Here is a 19,197-nt window from a genome sequence, read left to right on the forward strand (position 1 = left end):
CGCTTCCCTCGGGGCGGCCATCACCCGCACCGGCGCGTCCGGTGGGGCCAAGCCGAAGCGGCGCGCTGCCAAGAAGTCAGGCTTCACGGTCTCCGGCGACACCCTCGCCTCGCCGATGCAGGGCACCATCGTCAAGGTGGCCGTCGAGGACGGCCAGGAGGTCGCCGAGGGTGATCTCATCGTGGTTCTGGAGGCCATGAAGATGGAGCAGCCCCTGAACGCGCACCGCGCGGGCACGGTCAAGGACCTCGCCGCCGAGGTCGGCGCCTCCGTCTCCTCCGGCGCCGTCATCTGCGAGATCAAGGACTGAACTCCTGCAGCCCGGCCCGTCCCGGACGCGGCGACCCCTGCGGGCCGCCGCACCGGGCCCGGACCGCCACACCGACTACCGGTTCTGGAGACCTCATGAGCACCGAGACAGCCGAACCCGCCATCGCCGCCGCTGCTTTCCCCGATCCGGCCCGCTCCGATCCGGCCGGTCCGGCGGGACCGGGCGAGCAGCAGGAGTTGTACCCCGTGGTCCCGGACGTCCGCGTCCGGGACGTCGTGCTGGATGCCGAGGGGGTCGAGCTGTCGGCCCTGATCGCCACTCCGCCGCCGGGGATTCCGCCGCGCGCCACCGTCTTCGCCGTCCACGGCGGCGGCATGCGTGCCGGCTACTTCGACGCCCGTGTCCACCCCGGGCAGTCGCTGCTCACGCTGGGGGCGAGCCTCGGCTTCACGGTCGTGGCGGTCGACCGCCCCGGTTACGGTCTGTCCGCCGAGCGCTTCCCCACGGGCACCACGCTGGCCGAGCAGTCGGGTCTGCTGCACGCGGCGCTTGCCCGATACGCGCTCCGCCACGACACCGGCGCGGGCGTGTTCCTCCTCGCGCACTCCTACGGCGGCAAACTGGCCCTGCACGCTCTGGCCGACGACCGCGGCGCCGCATTCCTGGGAGCGGACATCTCCGGGATCAGCCACCGCTATGCCGTCGACATCCAGGATCCGCAGGCCTTCCACAGCCGCAGGACCTGGAGCCGGCACTGGGGGCGCCTGGACCTCTACCCGCCGGGCGCCTTCCGCGCGGTCAAGCCCCTGGTGACGCCGATGCCGCTGCGCGAAGCGGCCGAAGCCCTGCGCTGGGGCGAGGAGTTCCCCGGGCTGGCCGCCCGGGTCCGTGTTCCCGTGCGCTTCACCTTCGCCGAGCACGAGGGCTGGTGGCGTCATGACGAGGAGACGACCGACTCGATGCGTACGGCCTTCCCGGCCGGCGCGCAGGTCCTCTTCGACCGTCAGCCGGCCGCCGGGCACAACATCAGCCTCGGCTGGGCGGCTCGTTCGTATCACCTGCGCGCACTGGCCTTCTTCGAGGACTGCCTGCTGCCGCACACGATCTGACGGTCAGTCAGCAGGGGCCGGTCGGCCGGGGGCTGGGCCTTCGGGGGAGATCGAGATAGGTTAGCCTCACCTAAGTTGATTGGGGAGGTCGTCTCATGACGTCGAGCACCACGGCCGAGCCGCCGTCCGTCGCGCCGTCACCGCTCGCAGGCCGCCGAGCGGGCGGCGGATGGATGCGCATCGCCGGGCTCTCGGGAGTACTGGCCTCGATCGCCTGGCTCGCCGGGGACGTCCTCCTGCTGGGCAAACCCATGGGGACCGCCGACCACTACCCCCTGCTGGACGCGTACGACGGCACGGCCCGGGACTCGCTGGCGGCCATGCTGCCCGCCTCCACGACGCGGCTGGCCTGGGGGGCGCTGCTCGGCGTCCTCACCGGTCCGCTCTATCTGGTGGCGTGCCGGCACCTGCGGTACGGCCTGCGCCCCGCCCCGCGCCGGTGGTCCCTGCCGCCGTACCTGCTGCTGACCGCGGGCTTCGCGCTGGCCCCGTTCGCCCACGGCTCCTTCTACTACTGGGGGCAGGCCGCCAAGGCGGTCCACGAGTCCGGAGCCCGTTCCGAGGCCCTCACCGCGCTGCCGGGCGACATGGCCACGGTGCTGTTCGTCCCCTACATGGTGCTCCTGGCGTGCTGGGCGGCCGGGTCCGTGTGGATGTCCGCCTGCATCCTGCGCGGGGGAACGGCCTTCCCCCGGTGGATGTGCGTGGCGAACCCCCTGATCCTCATCCCCGTAGGCATGCTCCTGACCAAGGCGCTGCCCGGGGTCGCGGGAACCGCGGTGCAGGGCGCGGCGCTCAGCGTCGGGAACCTGCTGCTCTTCACCCTCTCGACCGCCGTCCTGTGGAAGCGCCGGGGGTGACCGGCGCCGAGGCCGGGGGAGGACCTCGCCTCAGGGGCTGTGCGCCGTCTCCGCCCGCTTCTTCAAGGCCTTGTTGAGGGACTCGAAGTCCGTGACGGTGGCGGTGATGCTCCGGCGCAGGAACGGCACCAGCAGGCCGGTGAACTTCTCGCTCTGCACCACGCGGGTGCCGCCCCCGTCCAGATCCGTGAGGACGAAGCGGTGTTCGCCGCTGAAGAGGCCGGGCAGCACGGTCCGGCCGAGCCAGCGCAGCTCCTCGGCGGAGGCGGCGGCCTTGACTTTCGGACGGAAGGTCATCGGCCGCCGGCCGGTGGGGAACACCCTCAGCTTCAGCCGCCGACCGGGGGCGGCCGTTCCCGAGGCGTGCCGGATGAAGGGATTCCACTCCTCGTAGCGCGGCAGGTCCGTCAGGACCTGCCAGACCCGCTCGGGTGTGGCGGCGATGTCGATCACGGTGGCTATCTCCCGCACCGGCGTCTCCCTTGCTCCGTGCCGCAGGTATCTCCCACAAGGCTCAGTATTGGCCGGATCGGGGCCGTCGGCCTGCCCGGACCGGCGGGGCCGGGTCGTCGCACCGGGCCGTCGCGCATCTGGAGCAGCCGCTGTTACCGGCCGCGGCCACCGGGCACACCTGCAGCAGCGGGCCCCCTCCCGTACCGGGGATCCGGGGTTCCGGCGCGGCCGTGCGGACGAGAGGGCGATGGACGCATGATCACGATGGGGGTGGAGGAGGAGTACCTGCTCCTGGACCCCGTCACGGCGCTGCCGGTGCCGCTGGCGGGCGAAGTGCGTGCGGCGTCCGGCATGCAGGCGATGACCGAGGCGCGGGAGGTCCAGACCGAACTGCTGCAGGCCCAGTTGGAGGCCGCCACTCCGGTCTGTACCGGCCTGGCCGAGGTCGGCGGGCACCTGCTGCGGCTGCGCCGTGCGATCGGCACGGCCGCGCAGAAGGCGGGGTGCCGGCTCGTGGCCTGCGGCACCGCGCCGCTGGCCGGAGGAGCGCCGGTCCCGGTCACCGAGGGGGAGCGGTACCAGGCGCTCCAGGCGCAGGGGGCGCGCCTGGTCGACGAGCAGCTCGTCAACGGCATGCACGTGCACGTGGGGGTGCCGGACCGCGCCCAGGCGGTGGGGGCGCTGAACCGGTTGCGGCCCTGGCTGCCGGTGCTGGTGGCCATGGGGGCGAACTCCCCGCTGTGGCGGGGGAGGGACACCGGGTTCGCCAGCTGGCGGACGGTGGTCTTCGGCCGCTGGCCGGTCAGCGGCCCGCCGCCGCAGTTCGAGGGTCCCGGCGACTACGACCGGCGCGTCGGCGCCCTGCTCGGAGCCGGGGCGATCCTGGACACGGGGCAGCTCTACTGGCAGGCGCGGGTCTCCGAGCGCTACCCCACCCTCGAAGTGCGGGCCCTTGACGTACAGCTCACCGTCGAGGACGCGGTCCTCTTCGCCGGGATCGTCCGCGCCCTCGTGGCCACGGCCCTGCGCGAGGAGCGGGAGGGCGTGCCGCTCGCGCCGTGCCCGCCGGAAATGCTGCACGCGGCCAACTGGCACGCCGCCCGGTACGGGCTGCACCGCGGCCTGATCGACGCCCACGGCCGGCGCCGCGGCCCCGGCGAGGCGGTCGGCGGCCTTCTCGCGCACATCACTCCCGCCCTGGACGAGACCGGGGACACGCGCGAGGTCAACCGCCTGCTGAGGCTCTTCCTCGGCCGTGGCGGCCCGGCCGACCGCCAGCGCCGCGCTCTGGCCTCCGGCGGGCTGGCGGCGCTGGTCGCGCTGGCGGCGACGGAGAGCACGGAGCCCTAGGCCGCACCGGAAGGGCCCGTCAGCCCGTCCCGCTTCGGCCCGGCGGGCACGACGTCCGCCGGTTGCCGCCGTGCGCCCGGCCGCTTCCCGCGCCCCGGCGGTCCCTGCGTGTGTTGACTTCTCCACCACCCTGTGTCACACAGACGGGGATGACGTGTCCACGTCAGTCTTTTCCGTCCTCGCCCCCGGCCCGGCCGGCCGATGCCGTGCCGGACGGAAGGAGCACGGCGATGAATATCCCGAACACACCCGCGAAGTCTGCCCGGCCTTCCCGGCCTTCCTGGCCTTCCCGCCGGCGGACGGCGGCGGCCGCGGCCCTGGCCGCCGTACTGGCAGGAGCGGGCACCGTGCTGGGCGCCCCGCCCGCCGCTGCCGCCGAAGCCGTCACCGTCGCGTACACCTGCACCGGGCCGGGCGCCCCCAGTGGCGTCCAGTCCCTCCTCGTCACCGTGACCGCCCCCGCCACCGTGCCCCGGGGCTCGGCCGCCGACCTGTCCGTTGAGGTCACCACCGCCCTGAACGTCCCCGTCGACGTACCGGCCCGTGCCGCGACGGGGGAGATGGCGTTCCAGCTGGGCGGCGCCGGGTCCGGGTCGGTCACGGCCACCGGGTTCACCAATACCGCGGCGATACCCGCCGGCTCGCCCGTCACGCTCACCGGCGGCGCCGTCTCGGCCCGCCTCGACGCCGCCGGAGCCACGACCTTCACGCCCGGCACGGCCACCGTGCACGTCTTCGGCGTCACCGTCACGTGCGAGGTCTCCGGGACCGCCCCGGTGGCCGCCACCGTCGACGTCACCTGACGGTCAGGCACCTGACGGTCAGGCCCGGGTGAGGGCGGTCGCCCCGAACGAGACGTCGAAGCGGTCGCACCAGATGCTGACGCTGGTGTAGCGGTTCAGGTCCACGTCCGCGGGCAGTGCGTAGTTCTGGTCGCCCTTGTTCCCCTTGAGCGAGCCCAGGCTGACGTGCGCGCCGTCGTCGAAGACGTGCCAGCCGTCGCGCCCGGGCTTCACGGGGGCGTCGCTCAGCAGGACCTTGAGGGCGGGGCCGTTGCTGGTGTCGAGGTTCTCCAGGCGCAGGGTGCGCGTCCCGTCGGGCAGTTGGAGGATGCGCACCTTCCCGCTGGTGCTGTGCTCGTGGCTGATCAGCTCACCGGTGGCCAGCGTCCGCACGCCACCGGCGCCCTCCGGCCGCCCGGTGCCGGTGGCCGCCGGGACGGACTCCCGGACCGTCTCGTCCACCCACAGCTTCCACGGCTGGAACCACACCATGCCCGCGGCTACCGCGAGTGCCCCCGCGATCAGCACTCCGATGACGGCCGGCTTGCGCAGCACCCGTCGTACACGTCCCATTCTCTGCCTCCGAAAAGCCGGCGTATCCACTCACTCCTTACAACGGTTTCCGGCCGTCCGGCGCTCCGGGAAACCCATGACGAAAGTCTTACGGCATCCGTCGGAAGTGGTTCGTTTGGTGGCGCTGGAGTGGCTGGGATACGGCATTTCTGCTGATCTGTAATGGTCCCCGAGGCTGCAGGCGGTAGGAGAACACCCATGGACATCGGCGACCTGACCGACGAGATCCTCCGCGATCTGCGGGGACCGCGTGCCTACCCGGCGGTGTCGCTGCTCGTGCCGACGACCCGGCGCGATCCCTTCAGCCCCGAGGATCCGGTCCGGCTGCGGAACACCGTCGCGGAGGCCAAGCGCCGGCTGGCCGACGACGCGGGCGTCTCCCGGGCCGCCCGGATGGACGTCGAGTCGCACCTGGACGCAGCCGTCGCCGAAGTGGACCTGACGCACGCCAGCGACGGGCTGCTCATCCTCGTGGCCCCCGGCGAGCACCACGTCTGGTACGTGCCGCGTGCGGTGCCCCAGCGCGTGGTGATCGCCAAGACGTTCCTCACCCGCAACCTCGTGTCCGCCGTCCGCGTGGAGGAGCCCTACTGGGCCCTCGCCCTCTCCAAGGGCGAGGCCCGGCTGTGGGACGGCGCCGGCGACGCCCTCACCGAGGCCACCGCGAACGGCTTCCCCGTGCAGCCCGCCCTGCCCGATCACCAGGACGCCATGCCGGGCCGGCACTTCGACATGCCCGTCCGCGAGGAGGGCCACGTCGAGCGCGAGCGGCAGTACCTGCGCACGGTCGCCGCCGCGCTCGCCCGCGTCCTCGAACAGCACCCCCGCCCGCTGTACGTGGTGGGCCTGCGCGAGCTCACCTCGCACTTCAGGGAGGCGCTCCCCAACCGGGCGATCACCGCCGAGGTCGAGAGCGGCGGCGCCCCCGGCAAGAGGGGACACGACCTCCTGGAACTGCTCCGCCCGGCCTTCGCGGAGCGCCGCCAGGCCCGCCGGGACGACGTGCTGCAGCGGCTGAGCGACGCGCGCGGTTCACGCCGCTTCACCTCGGGCCTCGACGAGATCTGGCAGACGGTGCGACAGGGCCGGGTGGCCCTCCTCGCGGTCGAGGACCACTACCAGGCGACCGTCCGCACGGACGGCAACGGCGGGCATCCCCAGCTGGTGGAGGCCCCCGTCGAGCCCCTCAGCGCGGACCCCTCCCTCCACGAGGACGCCGTGGACGAGATCGTGGAGAGCGCGCTCGACAGCGGAGCGGACGTCGAGTTCCTCCCGGACGACACGCTCGCCGGGGAGGACCGCCTCGCCGCGGTCCTGCGCTACTGAGCCACGGAGCGGTCCGGCCGCGGCTCCCGGGAGACCCGGGGCCCCCGGAATTCCAGCGCGGAGACGTGCTCGCGGGTGCCTGCACCCAGGAGCACCAGGGACGCGGCCTCCGCGACCTCCGCCGGCACCGCTCCCTCGCCCTCGCCGCGCCCGGGCGCGGCGACGGAGCGCAGCAGCTTGCGAAGACCCCGGTCGTGCCGGGTGAAGACGCGCTCGCGGACCCAGCGGCCCCGCGCCCGCTGCCCTTCCAGCGCCTGCGCCGTCCCCACGTCCAGCAGCACCAGGTGCAGCTCGTGGCCGCGGAGCCCGGCCTCCCGGGCCAGCCAGCGCCGCATCCAGGGGCGGCTGCCGCAGTCGTGCACCAGAACCGGCCGCCCGCTGCGTACCGCCGCACGGATCCGGAAGAAGTGCTCCAGGCGGGCGCAGGGACGGTAGAGCGCGTACGGCAACCGGTCGGGCATGCGCGCCTCCCACCTCTCGTGGGCGGTGCGCGGGTCGACGGCGGGAGCCGCGGGCGACCAGCGCCGCAGCAAGGTGCTCTTGCCGCTGCCGGGCAGTCCCGACACCACGACGACCGACCCCGCCGGGTACGACAGCACCGCCGGGGCCCGGCTGCCCGGGGCCCGCAGGTCGACCACGCCCTCGGGGCGCAGCCCGGCGACGGGCACGGGTGGGGATGCGGGTGCAAGGGGGGATACGGGGGCGGGCACGGCCCCCCGGCGTATCCCCGAAGGATCCGCCGCCGCGCTGTCTGTGGTCCCGGTCCGGCTCACGGTCTGTCGTCCCCTGCCCATTGCCTGCTGTGTCCGCAGCTCGAACGTACCGCCGAACGGGCGGTACGCGGCCCCGGCGGCCAGAAGCAGGGGCAGTCCTTCAGACGCCGCCGCGCCCCCCGCCGGTTCACCGGAGGCCCTTACCGGTTCACCGGGAGGGCAGCGGCACGGCGGCGGGGCGGCGGCAGGCGCGGCGGCCGTGCCGGACGGAGGCGGTCACAGGGCGGAGCCCGGGGCCGGGCCGAGGGGAAAGGTCCCGGCCCCGGGCAGGCCCCGGGCCGGTCAGCGGGCGGTCGCCGCGGTGATCAAGGACCGGTCGTGGTGGCGGCTGATGTTCTTCTCCAGCAGCGCCAGGCACTCGGCGACGCCGATGCTGGAGGCGGTGTGCTCGGGCAGCCGTCCGTCCCGGGTCCTGAGCTCCGTCAGCGCCCGGTCCATGGCCGACTGCGCGGCGAAGAGGCAGGGGGTGCTGTAGATCGCCACGTCGACGCCGAGGCCGGTCAGCTCCGGCAGTGACAACCGGGGCGACTTGCCGCCCGCGATCTGGTTGAACAGCAGCGGCTTGTCGCCGATGACGTCGCGGACCTTGCGGATCCAGTCGACGCTGCGGACGCCGTCGACGAGCAGGACGTCCGCGTCGGTGGCGGCCAGGGCCTTGGCACGGCGCAGGATCTCGTCCTCCTCCGTGGCGTCGGTACGCGCGACGACGACGAGGTCGCGGCGGGAGTCGAGGACCATGTCGAGCTTGTCCAGGTACTCCTGCAGGGGAAGGATCTGCTTGCCGTCGACGTGACCGCAGCGCCGCGGGCGCTGCTGGTCCTCGAGGATCACGCCCGAGGCGCCGGCGGCCTCGAGCTGCTGGACGGCGTGGCAGGCGGTCTCGGGGTCGACGTAACCGTCGTCGATGTCGACGAGCAGGTGCTGGGCGGGGAAGGCGAGGCGCAGCCGCTGCACGAAGGCGACGATGTCGGGCCAGGCTATGAAACCTATGTCGGGCAGCCCGTAGTGGGAGGCGGCGAATCCGAATCCGGAGACGAACATGCCGTCGTAGTGCTGGGCCGCCACGGAGGCGGAGAACATGTCGAAGATGCCGATGAGCGGGGTGGTGCCGTCCGAGGCGATGGCGTCGCGTAGCCGGGCAGGGTGGTTCACGGTACCCTCCGAGGACTGGGTTGGCGTGTGTTGGCCCCGTTGCGGCCGTTGTCTTTGACGGAAGCCCGCGGCGGCAACGGGAACGTGCGCTGACCGGAGGTCCCTGGGGGCATGCCGTCGCATGGCGCGCCCCCAGGGCCTTTTTGCTGTGGATCCCTGTGCGTACGGCTGCTGTTGATGTGCCGTCAGGTGCCATCGGGAGATTAGGTCAAGAGATAGTCATGCGGCAATATATGCAAGGTAAAGGCGCGTGGGCGGCGATGCATTCACGCCGACCGCACGCGCCCCCGGATGCCTTGCGACCGGCCCCGCCCGAGGTCGCTCCGCAGCTGAACCAACCCTTCCGGACCCGGCCTCGCCCGCCCGCATATGCCGGTGGATCGGCCGGATCTCGCGGGTCGTCTCCCGCCCCGGGGCGCTTCGCCGGGCGCCGCCGGGGCTACTGCTTGGTGAGGTTCCTGGCCTCGGCGCGGCCCTTGAGCTCGAGTTGCTCGGCGAGGTCGCGGAGCGCGCGGGCGCCGGCGATCTCTTCGCCGATGCGGGGCTCGTTCGGGTCCTGAGGGTCGCGGGTGGAGGAGGTGCGCGCCCGGAGCTCGGTTCCGTCGCGCAGCCGGAGGAGGGCGGCGGCCCGGGTGTGGGACTCGTCCTCGTCGAATTCGATTTCTACGTGCCAGCCGGCGACCTGCATGAGTGGACACCTCCGCCGTTCGAGCTTCTGGGGCGGCCAATGTAAGTCGCCGCCGCGCCGCCGCCGCGTCCCGCGCGCCCGGGTGCTCCCAGGTCCACCCGTCCGGCTGCCCGGCCGTCCCCGTGTCGGCTCCCTCCGTATTCCTCCCGCTTTCGCCCGGGGTAGGCGCCCGCCCCTGCTCCGTGTAGCCAGCACGTTTTGCCTGGGGCAAGTAATGCAAGATCACGGACATGTGGCCTTGATCACATCGGTCAGGGGTGTGGCGCGAAAACGGTCATGTACCGGCGTGCCATGCGTGCCGCGCGAATCCCTTTGTATGTCTGGAAAATGCCCGTCCTGCGCACTCTGACCAGCGCAGACCGAGCGCTTACCGGCGGAAATATCAATTCCCTGTGAACTCTTGACGCCGCCCTTACACGCCTCACACCATTCACGGCATGGAGTCCAACGACAGCCGGCCGAGCACCGAGGCGCAGCAGCGCCCCGGCGCCATGCCGTGCCACGGGGCGCACGCGCCCCACGGCAGGCCGGCCCGTCACGCGACGACACCCGGCCGGCGGCGGCCCTTAGAGGGCTGACCTCCCCGCGCCACCCGCAGCGCCCAGGGCGACGGAAGCACCGTCCTCCCCGGGCCCTGCACCCCCCCCACGCCCGCACCTAACGGCCTGCCCTCCGGCAGACCCCTCCCCGGGGCTGCCCCAGGCAGCCTGAGGCACTCCGGCCACAGGCCGGCGGGCATCGCTTCACCCCTCGGAGAAGACCGGCGTCGCCAGCCGGCCCTCCGGGTAACCGGGCCGCTCCCCCTCAGAGCACCACCGCGACCCGGTCCTGCCCCTCTCCAGCGAAGGCGAAGAACCACATGAGTGACCGCACCCTCACTGCGGCCGAACCCCAGCCCGCCGCCACGGCGGCGCCGACGGCCTCCACACACGTGGACGCCGGCGATGCCGGGTACAGCAAGGACCTCAAGTCCCGCCACGTCAACATGATCGCCATTGGTGGAGCGATCGGCACCGGACTCTTCCTCGGTGCCGGTGGCCGTCTCCACAGCGCCGGTCCGTCCCTCTTCATCGCCTACGCGGTGTGCGGCCTCTTCGCCTTCTTCGTCGTGCGTGCGCTCGGCGAGCTCGTGCTCTACCGCCCCTCCTCCGGAGCCTTCGTCTCCTACGCCCGTGAGTTCATGGGCGAGAAGGGCGCCTTCACCGCCGGCTGGCTCTACTTCCTGAACTGGGCCACCACCGGCATCGCGGACATCACCGCCGTGGCCACCTACACCCACTACTGGGGAATGTTCAGCGACATCCCGCAGTGGGTCCTCGCGCTGATCGCCCTCGCGGTCGTACTCACCGTGAACCTGATCTCGGTGAAGTACTTCGGCGAGATGGAGTTCTGGTTCGCGATCATCAAGGTCGCCGCGATCACCCTCTTCATGGTCGTCGGCATCTTCCTGCTGGCCAGCCAGCACAGCGTCGGCGACTCGACCCCGGGCCTGGCGAACATCACCGACCACGGCGGCATCTTCCCGACCGGCGTCATGCCGATGCTGCTCGTCATCCAGGGCGTCGTCTTCGCCTACGCCTCCGTCGAGCTGTGCGGTGTGGCCGCGGGTGAGACCAAGAACCCCGAGAAGATCATGCCGAAGGCGATCAACTCGATCATGTGGCGTGTCGGCCTCTTCTACGTCGGCTCGGTCGTCCTGCTCGCGCTGCTGCTCCCGTTCACCGAGTACGTCGCCGGCGAGAGCCCGTTCGTCACCGTCCTGGGCAAGATCGGCGTGCCGTACGCGGCCGGTGTCATGAACCTCGTGGTCCTCACCGCGGCCCTCTCCAGCCTGAACTCGGGCCTGTACTCCACCGGCCGCATCCTGCGCTCGATGGCGATGTCCGGCTCGGCGCCGAAGTTCACCGGCCTGATGAACAAGGGCCAGGTGCCCTACGGCGGCATCCTGCTCACCGCGTTCTTCTGCGTCCTCGGTGTCGGCCTGAACTTCGTCGTCCCCGCCGACGCCTTCGAGATCGTGCTGAACTTCGCCGCGATCGGCATCATCGGCACCTGGGGCATGATCATGGTCTGCTCCCTGCTGTTCTACCGCCGCTCCAAGGAGGGCCGGGTCACCCGCCCCGGCTACAAGCTCCCCTGGGCCCCGTACACCCAGATCGTCACCCTGGTCTTCCTGGCCGGTGTGCTCGGCCTGATGGCGTCCGAGCCCGGCGCCGGCCGCACCACGGTGCTGTGCCTGCCGATCATCGTCGCGATGCTGGTCGGCGGCTGGTTCCTCGTCCGCGGCCGGGTCGCGGAGACCGAGCGTGCCAACGAGCTCGCCCGTGCGGAGGCCGGTCAGTCCTGACCGGTTGAAGCCGAGCCGGTCCCGACCGGCTGAGAACGACGAGAGGCGCCCGACCCGGGAGACCGGGGCGGGCGCCTCTTCGCGTGCCGGCCGGCCGCTAGGGCTTCGCCGAGTCCACGCCCGGCCGCCCTCCGCGCCACAGCCCCCGAGTGAAGTCCGGGATCTCCTGCGGCGCGCCCTTCGCCCTGATGGAGGCGTGGCTCAGCGGCACCGGCGCGCTCCACGTGGCCGCGTCGTAGACGTCGAAGTCGGGCACCAGCCCCTGCTGCATGCACTGCATCAGCCGGAAGATCATGATGTAGTCCATGCCGCCGTGCCCGCCCGGCGGGTTCGCGTGCTCCTTCCACAGCCAGTGGTCCCACTCCGCGTACGTCCCGAAGTCGCCCCACTCGTCCCCGGACATCTCCGGCTCCAGGTAGATCCGCGGCGGGTAGTCCTCGAAGGCCCCCTTCGTGCCGCCCAGCGCATTCACGCGGCTGTAGGGGTGGGGGTTGCTGACCGCGTGCTCCAGGCGGATCACGCGCCCCCGGGCCGTCTGCACGAGGCTGACCGACATGTCGCTGCCGACGTACGTCTCCTTCCAGCTCGCGTCGCCGGGCGGTATGTGCTGCGCGCGGTAGGCGGCCAGACCCGCGGCGGGGGAGCCGAACGTCGTGATCCGCACGGCCCGGTCCCCGCGGTTGACGTCCATGTAATTGGCGACCGGCGCGAAGCCGTGCGTGGGGTAGACGTCCCCTCTCAGCCGGGTGTGCCACAGCCGCCGCCACGGCCCCTCGTAGTACGTCGGCGAGAACATCAGCTCCCGCAGGTCGTGGATGTAGGCCCCCGCCCCGTGCAGCAGCTCGCCGAACTTCCCCGCGTGCGCCATCCGCAGCACGCGCATCTCGTTCCGGCCGTAGCAGCAGTTCTCCAGCTGCATGCAGTGCCGCCGCGTGCGCTCGGACAGGTCCACCAGGCGCCACAGCTGATCGAGCTCCATGGCGGCCGGACACTCCACCCCGACGTGCTTGCCCGCGGTCAGGGCCGCCTCGGCCATCGGGAAGTGCCACTCCCACGGCGTCGCCACGTACACGAAGTCGACGTCGCCGCGCCCGCACAGCTGCCGGAAGTCGTCCTCGCCCTTGGTGTAGAGCGCGGGCGCCGGCTGACCGGCCGACCGGACCTTGGCCGCGACCTTCTCCGCCTTGGCCCGCACCATGTCGCACAGCGCCACCACCCGCACCCCGGGCACCGCCAGGAACAGCTCCGTCATCGCACTGCCGCGGTTCCCCAGCCCGACGATCCCGACCCGCACCGTGCCGCGCCGCTCGAACGGTACTCCGATCATGGTCGCGCCCTGGCGCCGCGGTGCCGCCGCAGCGGCGGGGGAGGCCGCCGCCGAGGCCGCCCCGAGGCCCAGGCCCACACCGGCGCTCGCCGCGCCCGCGGACTTCAGGACGAGGCGGCGGCTGACGTCGGGGGTCTGCTGCCTGCCTTCCACGGAGGTGTGGGGACCGGGATCCTCGACGCGGTCGACGCGGTCGACGCGGTCGACGCGGTCGACGCGGTCGACGCGGTCGACGCGGTCGACGCGGTCGACGCGATCAGGGTGATCGGGGTGACCGGGGTGCCTGGGGTTCTGCGGGGCTGACTCGTGCATCGGTCCTCCTGGACACAAGGGGCTGATGTGAGTTGCGGCGCGTACGTGAACCTCTCTGACTTCGGTTAGTGACCCTGACGGGTGTGGTGCGTGCTACGCAAGAGGGCTCGCACGACGAGATGCAGCCGGACAGCCGGACGGCCTGAGGGGCTCCGGAACGCCATGCCTAGGGTGGTGGCATGGGTAACGTGTTCGACGGGGCGGGGGACGGCCTCTCCATGTCCAACGGCGGGACGGCTGTCTTCGTCGAGGTGCTGTGGCTGGCGGTATCGGAGCTGGCGAGCCGCCCCTGGGACTTCCGCTTCGCCTCGCTGCTGGCTCTGCAGGACCAGAACGTGATGGGGCGGGGCGTGGTCGGCTTCGACCTGCAGGACATCGACTGGGGGGACACCCCGTCCGAGCAGGCCGAGGCCAAAGGCTTTGTGCTGCGGGTCGTCGACCTTGCACTGCGGCGGCACCGCTGGGACGAGCTGGGATACGAGCCGCCCTACGCGCCCACGTACCTGAAGCACTTCCGGGACATGGTCGAGGCCTTCGTCCCCGGTCCGCGCCCCGCCCGCGGCGGAGACGACGTCTTCCCCGGCCCGGACATGGCCGTGACGGCCTCGTGCGTGCCCCACCGGGTCCTGAACGCCCTGCCGCATTGGGACGGCTGCGTCTTCTGCACCACGGGAAGCGTGCTTCCGCCCCCACCCCCGGCGGCCGCGAACGGGTGAGGGCGGGAGGACGGGCATCCGGCCCCGTTCAGTCTTCGGAGTCCGAGGACGCGTCGTCCTCGAAGAACTGGGTCTCGTAGTAGTCCATCAGCTGCTCGGCGGTGTGCCCGTTCGTCCGGGCGAAGTCCTGGGCGATGGCGGCCGCCCAGTTCCCCAGGGACAACGCGAGCGCCACCACCCCGTCCGTGCCGTGCTCGGCCTCGATGCTCTTGATGGTGGCCAGGTTCACCCACGGCACCACCCCGGGCTCCGACTCCGGCACCGTCCGGCGCAGCAGCTGGATCACGGTGCGCGTCATCTGCGGTTGCAGCGGGCGCAGCCGCTCGCGCTCCTCCTGGATCCTGGCGACGATGCGGGCGCGCTCTTCCCTGTCCACGGTGTTCCCCATTCCCCCCGTCCGGCAGTGGCGAGGGCCCACCGTAGGGCCGGTGCAGGGGACCGGGTGGCGGGATTCGAGGATTGAACACGATCTGTACCCCCCGGTACCCGCGGCTCAGCGGGCGGGCGGGCCGGGCCGGCCGGGCGGGGCGTACGGGACCGGTGTGGACGAGGCGCAGCTCCACCGGCCGGTCAACTGCTCGTCGAGAAAGGTCACCCGGAGACTAATGCTGCACCGCGTGCCGCGGCGCCGGGGGCTCCGGCACCGCGGGCGGCGGCGATGCGTGGCTGGTCACCGGAGGGCGATACGGCTGGAAGCCTCCCTGGGGAGCTTTTCGTTGACGAAGGAGACGGTGTCGCCGAGGGGGCTGTCCTCGACGTTGGCGATACGGGTGACATTGGAGAGACGGTGCATCAGCGGCCGGGGGCTGATCCCACCCCCGCCCCCACCGCCACCGGCCGCCTCGGCGGTGCCGGATGCGGAGACGGCGCCGCACACCAGAAGGGTCGATCCCACAGCAATACGCGTCACGATGCGGTTCTTCATGCTTTGCCAAACGACACATGGGATCAATCGACACGCACTGCATCATTGAGTCTTCTAAGACACATCAGACACATGAAACGCATTATGGATAAAGGGTGGTTGATGCGTCCCGGCCGCAGGCCCGATCCCGCTCGTGAGGCCTTTGGCCGGCGGGTCGGCGAGATCGTCGGGAAACCCGGTCCGGCGCGGCCGGAATCGGCCCCTGAGAGGCCTTCGCCGGGGGTGCGCACGGCCGTTCGCCTCCCTCCTCGGGTGGCACCCTTCCTCTCCGTCCCCGGCCCCCTCACGCGGCTGCCCGCGGCTTCCCCGGAAGGCCTCTGACCTGGGCTTTCATGGCATTCCCGCCTACGATCGAGGCAATGGGAAGGGGGTCCGGATGGACCGGAACATCCGTACGGTGGACGACGTCCTGAGGCTGCTGGACGGCCTGTTCGCGCCGGAGGCCGACCGCTGGACGGCCGGCGCGGCGTCCTGGTGGGACGGCTTCTACGAGGACCGCTCCAGGCCGGTGCCGTTCTTCGTGGACAAGCCCGACGAGAGCCTGGTCTCGTACCTCGACCGCGGCCTGATCGCCCCGGGCCGCGCCCTCGATCTGGGCTGCGGCCCGGGCCGCAACGCGATCCACCTCGCCTCTCGGGGCTTCGAGGTCGACGCCGTCGACCTCTCTCCGGCGGCGATCGCCTGGGCCGAGGACCGCGCCCGGGAGGCCGGGGCCGCGGTGCGGTTCCGGTGCGCCGACGCCTTCGCCCTCGTCGGCGAGGAGCTCGACGGCCGGTACGACCTGATCTACGACTCCGGCTGCTTCCACCACCTGCCGCCGCACCGCCGGATCAGCTACCTCGCCCTCCTCGACCGCGCCCTCGCGCCCGGCGGCCGGTTCGCCCTCACCTGCTTCGCGGCCGGCGGGATGGGCTCCGAGATCCCCGACGCGGACTTCTACCGCCAGGCGCGCCTCCACGGCGGCCTCGCCTATGCGCCCGAGTCGCTGCGCCGGATCTTCTGCGACCTCGAGGAGGTCGACCTGCGCCGCATGCGCGACGAGCCGTCCGAGTCGCCCTCGTTCGGCGAACCCTTCCTCTGGGCGGCGCTCTTCCGTCGTGCGGCGTGACGCGGCATGACGCAGGGTGCCGGGCAGTGAACATCTGCCGTCGTAGCTGCAGAAATAGCCCGGCGGGGGCCCGAATTTTTCACCCGATGGTGGTGCGGAAAAAAATTTCTGCCCACCTGGCGGCGGTTCCGTGCTACTGTCTTTTCAGTTGCAGTTGTGGTTCCCAAAGACTTGCAAGTGTGTCCGGTCGGCCTCCAGCCGACGGAAGCACTTATTTGTATTTCCGGCTTTTCTTTTCCGGACGGGCAATCATCTCGGCGATGCGGGGCCCGCGCAGTGTGGTCCCCGGGTAACGCCCCGAAGGAGATTTATTATGGCTACTGGCACCGTGAAGTGGTTCAACGCGGAAAAGGGCTTCGGCTTCATCGAGCAGGACGGTGGCGGCGCTGACGTCTTCGCCCACTACTCGAACATTGCCACCCAGGGCTTCCGTGAGCTTCAGGAAGGCCAGAAGGTGACCTTCGACGTCACGCAGGGCCAGAAGGGCCCGCAGGCGGAGAACATCCTTCCCGCCTGACGCCTGTGCCTGACGCCCGGCGTCTGACGCGTTGACGTAGCTGGGGCCCGCACTTTGGGTGCGGGCCCCGGCTCGTTGCGTTTCCGGGCAGTTTTTCTGCAGTGGTCCCGGCCCGGGCCGGCCCCCGCCGTCCCGTGGCTCGCTTTTTCTTCGGCTCGTGTGCCGGTGATGTGATTCCTGGACGCGGCCCGTGCCGCAGAGAATTTCTCGATATGTGCTGCACCGGGGAATAAGGTCTGTGCTGTCCGGCGTTTTCCCGCCGGGTGCCGCACGATCCCCCGGCCGGCAGCCCTGCCCCGGATCCCCTCCCACCCCGTTGAGGCACTATGCGCTGTGTCATTGCCCGCTTCCCCTTCGACTTCGTCAAGAGCGAGGTCGAACAGATGATGAAGGGCATCGCGCCCGAGCCCGTCGACGGCGCGTGCGTGGTCATCGGCCGCCGCACCTACCCCGTCAAGCAGGTGGGACAGGTGATCACCAAGCAGGACCGGCGTGATTTCACCGCCGGTGAAGTGACCCGGGCGCTGACGCGCCTCGGCTTCACCTGTCACCCCACGGCCCCCGTCCCGGCCCGCACGTCGCTTCAGGCGACGTCACCGCTGCCCCTGCCCGGGAGCCTGCCGCAGCTCTGAGGGCCGCCTCACGGCCTTGTCGGCCCTGCCGGGAGTCGCGCGAAGCCGCCCTCTCCCGGCCGGCCCGGTCACACCCTGTCCACAATCCCCACCTTTCCCTCGGAGCGGGCGCAGTGGGCACCGCAGTACCAGTGGCCGCCCGCCTCCACCCCCTGGCCGACGATCGGGACCCGGCAGTGTTCGCAGATGGGCGCCATGCGGTGGATGGCGCACGCGAACGAATCGAACGCGTGACGTGAACCGTCCTGGGTCTCCACGAAGAACGCCAGGTCGTAGTCGTTTCCGCATACCTCGCAACGTGCCATGGGCCGCATGGTCCGGAGCGGGGAGGGCCGGGGCAAGGCTATGACGGGCGGGTCGGCGCGGCTGTACCCGACCGGCGGAATCGCGCGGGCCCGCAGAGGGAACGGGAAGAGCCCGCAGAGGGAACAGCAAGGGCCCGGCCGGACGGCCGGGCCCTTCCCGTAGGGGTACGCAGCCTGCCGCAGTTCGGTGGGCAAGTTCGGTGGGCAAGTGCCGGGTCCCGGGCCGGTCGTGGGCGGGTGTCAGGTGCCTGTGCTGCGAGGGAAAAGGGGTTCCTGCGGTGGTGGAGCAGCCTGTTAGGTTGGCTTGTTCTGTTCGGCCGTAGAGGGGAAATTCGTGCGTAAGGTGGCACAAACCGTGGGCGCCGCGCTGATTGCAGCAGTGCTGATGACGGGTTGCGGCAGCGGATCGGACGGCGAGGGCGGGAAGGACGCCGCCAAGACCGGCGACAAGTCCGCGGCGAAGCCTTCGGCGAGCGGTTCCGGGAAGCCCGGGGAGGACGGCGCCAAGAAGCCGGAGCAGGGTGACCCCAAGAAGCCGGCCCCGGGCGGTGGCGAAGCCGACCTGGACGGCATATGGAACCAGCAGAAGGGCTACAACATCGTCCGAGTGACGATTTTCGGGGACCGCGGCATCTCCGACTCCGACAAGGGCGTGTGCAGCGGCCCCGCACAACGCTCCGGCACGACGGTGAAGTTCGACCTGAAGTGCCCCAGCCCCGGCAACCCGCGCACCAAGGGCACCGCGACCCTGGTGGACGGCGGTAAGACCCTGTCGGTCAGCTGGGAGGGAGGCCTGACGGAGACGTTCACCAAGGACCCGATCAAGGTCGAGATGCCCAAGATCGAGGTGCCCAAGATCGAGGTGCCCAAGGTCGACGTCCCGTAGCGGCCCGGGCGGGCCGGTCGCCCGCGGCGCCCGCCGTCAGCGCTCCGCCCCCAGTCGCGTGACGAGGTCGTGCCAGGCGGCCTCCAGGCGGTCGGGCGGCATGCCGCGCTCGACGCCCAGGTGGTGGACGAGGGCGGTGTCGAGGCAGCCCAGCAGCGTGTGCGCGAGGACCTCGGTGTCGCCTGCCACACCCGCCTCGCGCAGCAGCATGGCGATGTGGGCGACGCGCAGGCCGTACGCCGGGACGCCGTAGGTGCGCAGGGGGTCGGCCCGGGTGGCCAGGATCAGTTCGTGGTGGTCGTGCTCGTGGCGGATGACGGCGGGCCCGAAGGCGTGCAGGCGCTGCGCCGCGGGGGCGCCGGGGCCCAGGGGCGGGGGGCCGGAGAGGAAGGCGGCCTGGAGCTGCTGCTCGCGGTGGTCCAGGAGGGCCAGCAGCAGTCCGGTGCGGTCGCCGAAGCGCCGGAAGACGGTGCCTTTGCCGACTCCCGCGGCCGAGGCCACCGCTTCCATGGTCAGGTTCGCGGCTCCGCGCTCGACCAGCAGGCGGGATGCCGCCTCCAGAAGCCGTGTGCGGTTGCGCGCCGCGTCGGCTCGGAGCTGCTGCGGGGGCTCGCCCGCCGGGAGGAGAGTGAGGTCCTTCCGGCCGTCCGGGGCGCCGGACGGCGGCGGCGAGGGGGGAACGGAGCCGGTCATGGGTCCAGCGTAACGTCCCGCCGAAATAACTGGACCGTGGTCCGGATAAGTGCCACAATCCTAAAACAGGACCACGGTCCGGTTTGCTTCCG

22 protein-coding genes are annotated in these 19,197 nt (G+C 71.6%); 12 read left to right on the top strand and 10 right to left on the bottom strand.

Annotated elements, in window-relative coordinates; all coding sequences use genetic code 11:
• From V7793_RS01415 to V7793_RS01425, 3 genes are all read left to right on the top strand, one after another.
• Positions 1-310: acetyl-CoA carboxylase biotin carboxyl carrier protein subunit (locus V7793_RS01415; protein ID WP_335581004.1), on the top strand; the 310-nt coding region annotated here is incomplete at its 5' end.
• Positions 311-405: 95 nt separating this feature from the next.
• Entirely contained in the window at positions 406-1,380 is a 975-nt protein-coding gene (locus tag V7793_RS01420) for an alpha/beta hydrolase (RefSeq protein ID WP_335581005.1), read from the top strand.
• A gap of 95 nt (positions 1,381-1,475) precedes the next feature.
• On the top strand, positions 1,476-2,240 hold the full coding sequence (locus V7793_RS01425; protein WP_335581006.1) for a DUF6796 family protein: 765 nt from the start codon (positions 1,476-1,478) through the stop codon (positions 2,238-2,240).
• A 30-nt stretch (positions 2,241-2,270) separates the two neighbouring features.
• Here V7793_RS01425 and V7793_RS01430 read toward each other — a convergent pair whose 3' ends face one another.
• Positions 2,271-2,711 carry an SRPBCC domain-containing protein gene (locus tag V7793_RS01430; RefSeq protein ID WP_335581007.1) on the bottom strand — a complete coding sequence of 147 codons (441 nt, stop codon included), beginning with the start codon at positions 2,709-2,711 and terminating at the stop codon, positions 2,271-2,273.
• Between the two features lie 237 nt (positions 2,712-2,948).
• Here V7793_RS01430 and V7793_RS01435 point away from each other — a divergent pair, with 237 nt between their 5' ends.
• Both V7793_RS01435 and V7793_RS01440 read left to right on the top strand, forming a co-directional pair.
• On the top strand, positions 2,949-4,043 hold the full coding sequence (locus V7793_RS01435) for a carboxylate-amine ligase (protein WP_335581008.1): 1,095 nt from the start codon (positions 2,949-2,951) through the stop codon (positions 4,041-4,043).
• 230 nt (positions 4,044-4,273) lie between these two features.
• On the top strand, positions 4,274-4,846 hold the full coding sequence (locus V7793_RS01440) for a hypothetical protein (protein WP_335581009.1): 573 nt from the start codon (positions 4,274-4,276) through the stop codon (positions 4,844-4,846).
• Between the two features lie 18 nt (positions 4,847-4,864).
• On the opposite strand, the gene V7793_RS01445 is transcribed toward V7793_RS01440, so the two are convergent.
• Positions 4,865-5,398 (bottom strand): DM13 domain-containing protein, encoded by a 534-nt coding sequence (locus tag V7793_RS01445; protein WP_335581010.1) that lies wholly within the window; start codon positions 5,396-5,398, stop codon positions 4,865-4,867.
• A 198-nt stretch (positions 5,399-5,596) separates the two neighbouring features.
• Here V7793_RS01445 and V7793_RS01450 point away from each other — a divergent pair, with 198 nt between their 5' ends.
• Positions 5,597-6,724, top strand: coding sequence for a baeRF3 domain-containing protein (locus V7793_RS01450; protein WP_335581011.1), 1,128 nt, complete (start codon positions 5,597-5,599; stop codon positions 6,722-6,724).
• Here V7793_RS01450 and V7793_RS01455 read toward each other — a convergent pair.
• The 3 genes from V7793_RS01455 to V7793_RS01465 all read right to left on the bottom strand — a co-directional run bounded on the left by V7793_RS01455 (position 6,718) and on the right by V7793_RS01465 (position 9,337).
• Positions 6,718-7,392, bottom strand: a complete 675-nt coding sequence (locus tag V7793_RS01455) for an AAA family ATPase (RefSeq protein ID WP_335581012.1) — start codon at positions 7,390-7,392, stop codon at positions 6,718-6,720. The genes V7793_RS01450 and V7793_RS01455 overlap by 7 nt on opposite strands.
• A gap of 387 nt (positions 7,393-7,779) precedes the next feature.
• Positions 7,780-8,649 carry an isocitrate lyase/PEP mutase family protein gene (locus V7793_RS01460; protein ID WP_335581013.1) on the bottom strand — a complete coding sequence of 290 codons (870 nt, stop codon included), beginning with the start codon at positions 8,647-8,649 and terminating at the stop codon, positions 7,780-7,782.
• A gap of 439 nt (positions 8,650-9,088) precedes the next feature.
• On the bottom strand, positions 9,089-9,337 hold the full coding sequence (locus V7793_RS01465; RefSeq protein ID WP_058043407.1) for a DUF1876 domain-containing protein: 249 nt from the start codon (positions 9,335-9,337) through the stop codon (positions 9,089-9,091).
• An 859-nt stretch (positions 9,338-10,196) separates the two neighbouring features.
• On the opposite strand from V7793_RS01465, the gene V7793_RS01470 reads away from it, so the two are divergent.
• On the top strand, positions 10,197-11,684 hold the full coding sequence (locus tag V7793_RS01470; RefSeq protein WP_335581014.1) for an amino acid permease: 1,488 nt from the start codon (positions 10,197-10,199) through the stop codon (positions 11,682-11,684).
• 97 nt (positions 11,685-11,781) lie between these two features.
• Here V7793_RS01470 and V7793_RS01475 read toward each other — a convergent pair whose 3' ends face one another.
• Positions 11,782-13,323 carry a Gfo/Idh/MocA family protein gene (locus tag V7793_RS01475; RefSeq protein ID WP_335581015.1) on the bottom strand — a complete coding sequence of 514 codons (1,542 nt, stop codon included), beginning with the start codon at positions 13,321-13,323 and terminating at the stop codon, positions 11,782-11,784.
• 179 nt (positions 13,324-13,502) lie between these two features.
• Between V7793_RS01475 and V7793_RS01480 the strand changes: the two genes are divergently transcribed.
• Positions 13,503-14,039, top strand: a complete 537-nt coding sequence (locus V7793_RS01480; RefSeq protein WP_335581016.1) for a hypothetical protein — start codon at positions 13,503-13,505, stop codon at positions 14,037-14,039.
• 28 nt (positions 14,040-14,067) lie between these two features.
• On the opposite strand, the gene V7793_RS01485 is transcribed toward V7793_RS01480, so the two are convergent.
• The gene (locus V7793_RS01485; RefSeq protein ID WP_335581017.1) at positions 14,068-14,415 is read right to left on the bottom strand and encodes a hypothetical protein; all 348 of its coding nucleotides are present in this window, start codon (positions 14,413-14,415) and stop codon (positions 14,068-14,070) included.
• 294 nt (positions 14,416-14,709) lie between these two features.
• Positions 14,710-14,964, bottom strand: a complete 255-nt coding sequence (locus V7793_RS01490; protein ID WP_335581018.1) for a hypothetical protein — start codon at positions 14,962-14,964, stop codon at positions 14,710-14,712.
• Between the two features lie 376 nt (positions 14,965-15,340).
• Here V7793_RS01490 and V7793_RS01495 point away from each other — a divergent pair, with 376 nt between their 5' ends.
• The 3 genes from V7793_RS01495 to V7793_RS01505 all read left to right on the top strand — a co-directional run bounded on the left by V7793_RS01495 (position 15,341) and on the right by V7793_RS01505 (position 17,221).
• Positions 15,341-16,072, top strand: a complete 732-nt coding sequence (locus tag V7793_RS01495; protein WP_335581019.1) for a class I SAM-dependent methyltransferase — start codon at positions 15,341-15,343, stop codon at positions 16,070-16,072.
• Between the two features lie 313 nt (positions 16,073-16,385).
• A complete protein-coding gene (locus tag V7793_RS01500) occupies positions 16,386-16,589 on the top strand; it encodes a cold-shock protein (protein WP_030365760.1) in 204 nt (67 codons plus the stop codon).
• 326 nt (positions 16,590-16,915) lie between these two features.
• Positions 16,916-17,221 carry an SCO5918 family protein gene (locus V7793_RS01505; protein ID WP_335581020.1) on the top strand — a complete coding sequence of 102 codons (306 nt, stop codon included), beginning with the start codon at positions 16,916-16,918 and terminating at the stop codon, positions 17,219-17,221.
• Positions 17,222-17,289: 68 nt separating this feature from the next.
• On the opposite strand, the gene V7793_RS01510 is transcribed toward V7793_RS01505, so the two are convergent.
• The gene (locus tag V7793_RS01510; RefSeq protein ID WP_058043414.1) at positions 17,290-17,526 is read right to left on the bottom strand and encodes a hypothetical protein; all 237 of its coding nucleotides are present in this window, start codon (positions 17,524-17,526) and stop codon (positions 17,290-17,292) included.
• A 355-nt stretch (positions 17,527-17,881) separates the two neighbouring features.
• On the opposite strand from V7793_RS01510, the gene V7793_RS01515 reads away from it, so the two are divergent.
• Entirely contained in the window at positions 17,882-18,412 is a 531-nt protein-coding gene (locus V7793_RS01515; RefSeq protein ID WP_335581021.1) for a hypothetical protein, read from the top strand.
• A gap of 36 nt (positions 18,413-18,448) precedes the next feature.
• On the opposite strand, the gene V7793_RS01520 is transcribed toward V7793_RS01515, so the two are convergent.
• The gene (locus tag V7793_RS01520) at positions 18,449-19,105 is read right to left on the bottom strand and encodes a TetR/AcrR family transcriptional regulator (RefSeq protein WP_335581022.1); all 657 of its coding nucleotides are present in this window, start codon (positions 19,103-19,105) and stop codon (positions 18,449-18,451) included.
• Between the last annotated feature and the right edge of the window lie 92 nt (positions 19,106-19,197).

It is taken from the genome of Streptomyces sp. KLMMK, from assembly GCF_036961605.1.
Classification (GTDB): Bacteria; Actinomycetota; Actinomycetes; order Streptomycetales; family Streptomycetaceae; genus Streptomyces; species Streptomyces telluris.